7 protein-coding genes are annotated in these 6,424 nt (G+C 71.7%); 3 read left to right on the top strand and 4 right to left on the bottom strand.

Going from position 1 to position 6,424, the window contains the following annotated elements:
• Window positions 1-275: 275 nt before the first annotated feature.
• Together ACFY01_RS32690 and ACFY01_RS32685 are read left to right on the top strand one after the other, a co-directional pair.
• The gene (locus tag ACFY01_RS32690) at window positions 276-1,133 is read left to right on the top strand and encodes a helix-turn-helix domain-containing protein (RefSeq protein WP_390739370.1); all 858 of its coding nucleotides are present in this window, start codon (window positions 276-278) and stop codon (window positions 1,131-1,133) included.
• Window positions 1,134-1,325: 192 nt separating this feature from the next.
• A complete protein-coding gene (locus tag ACFY01_RS32685) occupies window positions 1,326-1,517 on the top strand; it encodes a DUF397 domain-containing protein (protein ID WP_361443038.1) in 192 nt (63 codons plus the stop codon).
• A gap of 136 nt (window positions 1,518-1,653) precedes the next feature.
• On the opposite strand, the gene ACFY01_RS32680 is transcribed toward ACFY01_RS32685, so the two are convergent.
• Together ACFY01_RS32680 and ACFY01_RS32675 are read right to left on the bottom strand one after the other, a co-directional pair.
• A complete protein-coding gene (locus ACFY01_RS32680) occupies window positions 1,654-2,160 on the bottom strand; it encodes a glutathione peroxidase (protein ID WP_390739369.1) in 507 nt (168 codons plus the stop codon).
• 9 nt (window positions 2,161-2,169) lie between these two features.
• Entirely contained in the window at window positions 2,170-3,183 is a 1,014-nt protein-coding gene (locus ACFY01_RS32675; protein WP_390739368.1) for an ArsR/SmtB family transcription factor, read from the bottom strand.
• A gap of 91 nt (window positions 3,184-3,274) precedes the next feature.
• Between ACFY01_RS32675 and ACFY01_RS32670 the strand changes: the two genes are divergently transcribed.
• Entirely contained in the window at window positions 3,275-4,549 is a 1,275-nt protein-coding gene (locus tag ACFY01_RS32670; protein WP_390739367.1) for an MFS transporter, read from the top strand.
• Here ACFY01_RS32670 and ACFY01_RS32665 read toward each other — a convergent pair.
• Together ACFY01_RS32665 and ACFY01_RS32660 are read right to left on the bottom strand one after the other, a co-directional pair.
• Window positions 4,503-5,381: a slipin family protein gene (locus tag ACFY01_RS32665; RefSeq protein ID WP_390739366.1), complete on the bottom strand. Its 879-nt coding sequence runs from the start codon at window positions 5,379-5,381 to the stop codon at window positions 4,503-4,505. The two genes, ACFY01_RS32670 and ACFY01_RS32665, sit on opposite strands and share 47 nt — an antisense overlap.
• A gap of 427 nt (window positions 5,382-5,808) precedes the next feature.
• On the bottom strand, window positions 5,809-6,252 hold the full coding sequence (locus ACFY01_RS32660; RefSeq protein WP_390739365.1) for a DUF4232 domain-containing protein: 444 nt from the start codon (window positions 6,250-6,252) through the stop codon (window positions 5,809-5,811).
• Window positions 6,253-6,424: the final 172 nt, after the last annotated feature.

The following is a 6,424-nucleotide window of genomic DNA, read 5'->3' as shown; positions in this document are numbered from 1 at the left end:
CTCCCCCCCCCAACCCCCCCCCCCCCCCCCCCCCCCCCCCCCCCCCCCCGGCGGGGGTGGGGGGGGGGGTGGGGGGGGGGGGGGCCGCCCCCCCCCCGCCCCCCCCCCCCCGCTCGACCGCTTGTCGCTGCTCTTTGCGTTCTTGCGCCCGAACTGACGCGTACGCGCCGCATATCCACCGTTTCCCAGCGGTAGGAAGCTTCTTGGTGGCAGTCTGCTCAACAGCAGATACGCAAAGTGGTAGGTACAGGCAGTCAGCCGGAGGTGCACGTCCCGTGGCGTCCAATGTCAATCCCACCGTCAGGCGGCGCCGGCTGGGCCAGGAGCTCCGCAGGCTGCGCGAGCTCAAGGGCATGACGGCCGAAGAAGTGGCGGAAAGACTGCTGGTGTCGCAGTCGAAGATCAGCCGTCTGGAGAACGGCCGGCGCAGCATCAGCCAGCGCGACGTCCGTGACCTGTGCGGGGTGTACGAGGTCGAGGACCAGAGGATCGTCGACTCCCTGATGGAGATGGCCCGTGACTCCCGGCAGCAGGGCTGGTGGCACGCGTTCGGCGACATCCCGTACAGCGTCTACATCGGCCTGGAGACGGACGCCGAGTCGCTGCGGGTGTACGAGCCCCAGCTCGTCACCGGCCTGTTGCAGACCCGGGCGTACGCGGAGGCGCTCGTGCAGGGGGCGTTGCCGGAGACCTCGACGGCCGACATCGACAAGCGCGTTCAGGTGCGGCTGCGGCGACAGGAACGTATCACCGCCGAGAACAACCCGCTCCGGCTGTGGGTGGTGCTCGACGAGGCCGCGCTGCGCCGGGTGGTGGGCAGCAGGCTCGTGATGCGGGAGCAGTTGGAGTACCTCATCGAGATGTCCCAGCTGCCGCACGTCACCGTGCAGGTGCTGCCGTTCGAGGTGGGCGCGCACCCCGGGCTCAACGGCCAGTACGCGATCCTGGAGTTCGCCGACGCGGCCGACTCCAGCGTGGTGTACCTGGAGGGCGTCACCAGCGACCTGTATCTGGAGAAGGCGCAGGACGTGCAGAAGTACGCCGTGATGTACGAACATCTGCGGGCACAGTCCCTGAATGTGGACCAATCCCGCCAGCTCATCTCGGACGTGGCCAAAGAGTACGCCCGCTGAGCCTTTCGGCATGAAGGGCGGCGGATGATACATCCGTGCCACGCTCCAACGTAAGCCCCTATTGGAATATGCCACCCGGTCGAGTGAACGAGTGCTCCAGGAGGGGATGTTGCCGAGTAGCGTCGATCACGCCAACCGCTCGACATGGTTGGCGTGAATCGCACTACAGAGCAACTCGCAACAGGAGTGGACATGGCACTGCTTCAGGGCGCCACCGAGACGTGGACGAAGTCCTCCTATTCCGCCGGGAACGGGGCGTGCGTCGAGGTCAAGTCGCCCGCGACCGCGGAACTCGCCGTACGCGACTCCAAGGTCACCGAGGGACCCACCCTGGCCTTCCCCGCCGACGCGTGGAACGCCTTCGTGGCCTCGGTCAAGGCGTAGGGGGCCTCCCTGACCCACGCCCGCCCGACTCCCGACGAACACAACTCCACAAGCAGCACCCAGAGCCCTCTCGACCAGCCCGCCGTCCTTGCCGAGAGGGCTCTCCTTTGCCCCAGGCCGCTCCCTGGGGCATTCCCTAGGCCAGCTGCGCCTCGACCGCCGCCACGACCTCGGCCGCCTCGGGCTCGGTCTGCGGGGAGAAGCGGGCGACGACCTGGCCGTCCCGACCGATGAGGAACTTCTCGAAGTTCCAGCGGATGTCCCCGGTGTGCCCCTCGGCGTCGGCGAAGCCGGCCAGGCGGTCGTAGAGCGGGTGCCGGCCCTCGCCGTTCACCTCGACCTTCTCGGTCAGCGGGAAGGTCACGCCGTACGTCGCGGAGCAGAACTCGGCGATCTCCTCGGCGCTGCCGGGCTCCTGCCCGAGGAACTGGTTGCACGGCACCCCGAGCACGGTGAAGCCCTGCTCGGCGTAGCGCTCGTGGAGGCGCTCCAGCCCGGTGTACTGCGGGGTCAGCCCGCACTTGGAGGCCACGTTCACGATGAGCACGGCCTTGCCCGCGTACTGGGAGAGGTCCGCGGAGCCGCCCCTGAGGGCGCCGATCTCGGTGTCCAGTACGGAGCCGTTGTGGTCAGTAGTAGTCATAAGCGGATGCTAGCTCCGGTAAGTGTCCGGCCGGTGACCGGTTCCCCCGAGGCCCCGCTCCCCGCCCGCCTCCAGCAGGACCTGCCCCGCCGCCGTCCGCGCGTACAGCACCGACCTCCCCGCCCGTCGGCGCTCCACCAGACCCGCCTCCCGCAGCACCTTCAGATGGCGCCCCACCGACCCGAGCCCCTGCCCGGTGACCGCGGTCAACTGGGTGGTCGACAGCGGGGAGTCGAGCAGCACCAGCACCTCGGCCCGGGCCGCGCCGAGCAGCGCGCCGAGACTGCGGGGCACCGACCGGCCGCCGCCGTCGGCGAGCGCGCCGGCGCACGGGTAGACGATCGCGTACCGGGTGCCCTCCTCCCACGACACCCAGTTGTGCCGCTGTGGCGTCACCGGCACGAACAGCAGCTCGGCACCGGAGATCTCGCGCGGCGGGTACTCGTGCAGGTTCACCTGGAGCCGGCTGTCCCCGAGCCATCGCGTCCGCCCCGGCCGCAGCGAGTCCAGCACCGCCGCCCAGCCGCCCCGGCTCACCTGCGCGGTCCGCGCGACCACGTCCGCCTCCAGGATCCGCCGGCGCCGGTCCCAGTACGGCCGTACGGCCTCGGTCCACACGTACGCCAGCAGCGTGGCCGCCCGCTCGGGCAGGTCGTCCCGGTCCAGGGCGTCCGGGAGCGGCCCGGCCAGGGAAGTCCTCAGGTGGGCGCGCGCCTGCGCCGGGTCGGCGGCACGGACCCGGGCGACGGCCTGCGCGAAGCCCTCCCCGTCCCGGGGCGTCGGCGTGAGGAAGTCGGCGATCCAGCTCCGGCCGAGGCCCGCCCGGATCAGCAGCGCGGTGACCGGGTCGGCCGCCAGCCGCGCCCGGTACGCGGGCAGGTGGGCGCGCAGCCAGTCCCGCTCCCCGGGGTGCGCGGCCACGCCCGCGTGCAGCAGTTCCAGGCACGCGAAGGTCTCCACGTACGGCGAGAGCAGGAACCGGCTGCGGGCCAGCGTGTCGGCATTGAGCTGCCACCAGCCCATGGGCACCTCCGGAGGTTTCGCGGGGTGTCGCGAGGTTTCGCGTGGGCGCGAAACAATAACGCCCGGCGGCACGCCTCCCCAGACTCCCCGCATGACTTCCAGTTCGAGCAGTTCGAGCAGTTCGACCAGTTCGACCAGTTCGGCCAGTCCGGCCAGTCCGGCCAGTCCGGCCCTCGGTACGACTCCGCGCAGCTATCGACTCCTCTTCCGCACGCCCGAGTTCACCCCGCTCTTCGTGTCCTCCGCCGCGAACACCGCCGCCCAGACGGTGGGCGGTCTGGCGCTCGGCACGCTGGTGTTACGGACGACGGGTTCGCCGCTGCTGTCCGCCGTCAGCATGTTCGGTCCCTCCCTGGCGCAGGTGCTGGGCGCGACCCTCTTCCTGTCGGGCGCCGACCGGCTGCCGCCGCGGGCGGCGATGACGGGCATCCCGCTGGCCTTCGCGGCCTGCGCGGTGCTCCTGGCGCTGCCCGGGCTGCCCGTCACGGCGGTCTTCGCCGTCCTGCTCGCCCAGGGCCTGGTCGCCTCGCTCGGCGGAGGGGTGCGCTGGGGCCTGCTGAACGAGATCCTCACCAAGGACGGCTACCTGCTGGGCCGGTCGGTGTTCAACATGATGAGCGGCATCGCCCAGATCACCGGATACGCGACGGGCGGCGTCCTCGTGGCCGCGCTGTCCCCACGCGTGACGCTGCTGACCTCGGCGGGCCTGTACCTGGCGGCGGCCCTCGGAGCCCGCCTCGGCCTGACCCGGCGCCCGCCCCGGGCCGCCGGCCGCCCCTCCGTCGCCGTGACCTGGCGCACCAACGCCCTGCTGTGGTCGTCCCGTCGGCGCCGGCTGGTCTACCTGGGCCTGTGGATCCCCAACGGCCTGGTGGTGGGCTGCGAGTCCCTCTTCGTCTCCTACGACCCCGACACCGCCGGCACGCTCTTCGCCTGCGCCGCGCTGGGGATGCTGGTGGGGGACGTGACCGTGGGCCGGCTGCTGCCGCCCGGCGTGCGGGCGCGGCTGGCCGTACCGCTGCTGTTGCTGCTGGCGGCGCCGTACCTCGTCTTCTTCGGCCACCCGCCCCTGCCGCTCGCCGCCGCCCTGGCCGCCGTCGCCTCCGTCGGCTTCGGGGCGAGCCTCGTGCAGCAGGAGCACCTGATGGCCCTGACCCCGGAAGAGCTCAGCGGGCACGCCCTGGGGCTGCACTCGGCGGGCATGCTGACGATGCAGGGCGTGAGCGCCTCGCTGGCGGGCTCGGTGGCACAACTCACCTCGCCCGCCACGGCGATGACGGTCACGGCCCTCGCCTCGACCGGGGTGACGTTGACGCTGACTACGGCTGCTCGGCGCGGGGAGCGGGAGCGGCTTCAGCCGGCGTAGCCGGAGTTGCCGACGGGGTTGCCGCCGAGGTCGCCGGGCCCGCCGCGGCCGGCGGGGTGGCCGGGGCCGCGAACTGCTGAGCGGCCTTGTCGAAGTAGCGCAGCAGCTCCACCGGGAAGGGCATCACCAGCGTCGAGTTCTTCTCGGCGGCCACCTCCACGACGGTCTGGAGCAGGCGCAGCTGCATGGCCTCCGGGGTGTCGGACATGATCCGGGAGGCGTTGGCCAGCTGCTGCGCGGCCTGGAACTCACCGTCCGCGGTGATGACCCGCGCCCGCCGCTCCCGCTCCGCCTCGGCCTGCCGGGACATGGACCGCTTCAGCGACTCCGGCAGCTGTACGTCCTTGATCTCGACGCGGTCGATGTGGATGCCCCACTGGGCGGCCGGGCTGTCGATCATCAGCGCGAGGCCCTCGTGCAGCCGCTCCCGGTCCGAGAGCAGGTCGTCCAGGTCGCTCTTGCCGATGATGGACCGCAGGGAGGACTGGGCGACCTGCCCGACGGCGAAGACGTAGTCCTGCACCTCGATGGCGGCCCGCAGCGGGTCCGTGACCCGGAAGTAGACGACGGCGTCGACCTTCACCGACACGTTGTCCTTGGTGATGCCCTCCTGCGTGGGCACCGGCATGGTCACCACCTGCACGTTCACCTTCCGCATCCGGTCGGCGAACGGGATCAGGAAGGTGATGCCCGGCTGCCGGTGCGTCGGCAGCGCCTTGCCCCAGCGGAACACGACCCCGCGTTCGACCTGGTTGACCACCCGCATCCCACTGCGCAGTACCAACAGGGCCAGCACGGCCACGGCCACGACTGCGACGACGGTGCCTTCCATGGCACTCCATTCCCTCTGCTGACTCGACCGTTCGAGACACGGATGAGGACACCGGCCGGGGGCCGTTGGATGCACCGGAAGGCGTCAGGAATACGTAAAGAAGCGGGCGGCCGACGGATCCCCGCTGCTCTCCGCCTCGCGGACGGCGCCTCCCATGGTCAGCCCCTGTGCCCCGGCTCGGAGACCAGCATCGAGGCCGCCGTCTCCGCCGTGGCCGAAGCCGCCCAGGACACCGTCATCGAGTGCCTCCGGCACGGGCGGCCCGGCCCCGAAGGACCCGGACCACCCGCGCGCGGCCGTCGGCGCACTGGACCCCCTCCGGCGACCGCACCGGCCGAACCGGAAGCGCCGCGGAAGGGGCCGGTGACCGTGCACCCCGTCGGTGGCGGTATCGGTGCCGGTTTCGGTGCTGGTTTCGGTGCCGGTGTCAGGACGGCTTGGCCGCCGACACCGCGGTGACCGTCACCTTGTTGTCGCACTCGGCGAACTGCCCGTCGTCCAGGGCGACTTGGTGTGATCCCGAGCCCGGCAGGCCGACCACCAGCGTGGGGTACGCCACGGGGTCCGCGCCGGACTCGCAGTAGCCGTCGGCCTCGCCCTGGACCTGTACGAAGGTGAGCTTCACCCAGGCCTTGCCGCCCGGGGACACCTGCACCGGCGACGCCGATCCCGTGGCCGTCACGGACAGCGGCGAATTGTGCTCGGGGGAGCCGTTGCCGGCCCCCGCGACCGACGGATACCCCTTGAGGACGCACGGGTGACTCGAGACGTTGGTGAACTCGACGATCGCCGCTCCGGTCCCCGTGCCGGCCGGGCGATCGGCGGCCTGGTACGCGGCCGCCTCGACACCGGCCGCCGTACAGGCCTTCACGGCTCCGCCGGACGAGCCGGACCCCGATCCGGACCCCGATCCGGACCCTGATCCGGACCCGGACCCGGACCCGGAAGAGACGCTCGCCGCCGGAACGACCGGGGCGGCGGAGCCCCCCGAACCGGAAGGAGCACTGGACGGAGCGCTGGAAAGGGCACCGGAAGGAGCGGCC

The organism is Streptomyces sp. NPDC001480 (assembly GCF_042894725.1).
Classification (GTDB): Bacteria; Actinomycetota; Actinomycetes; order Streptomycetales; family Streptomycetaceae; genus Streptomyces.
Note: the sequence above shows the minus strand (reverse complement) of the source record. Positions and strands in the feature narration are given on the sequence as shown.

Excerpts from the sequence above, each read along its gene's own strand:
- ACFY01_RS32685 (WP_361443038.1), top strand. The coding sequence starts at position 1,326 with ATGGCACTGCTTCAGGGCGCCACCGAGACGTGGACGAAGTCCTCCTAT.
- ACFY01_RS32680 (WP_390739369.1), bottom strand. The coding sequence starts at position 2,160 with ATGACTACTACTGACCACAACGGCTCCGTACTGGACACCGAGATCGGC.
- ACFY01_RS32675 (WP_390739368.1), bottom strand. The coding sequence starts at position 3,183 with ATGGGCTGGTGGCAGCTCAATGCCGACACGCTGGCCCGCAGCCGGTTC.
- ACFY01_RS32670 (WP_390739367.1), top strand. The coding sequence starts at position 3,275 with ATGACTTCCAGTTCGAGCAGTTCGAGCAGTTCGACCAGTTCGACCAGT.
- ACFY01_RS32665 (WP_390739366.1), bottom strand. The coding sequence starts at position 5,381 with ATGGAAGGCACCGTCGTCGCAGTCGTGGCCGTGGCCGTGCTGGCCCTG.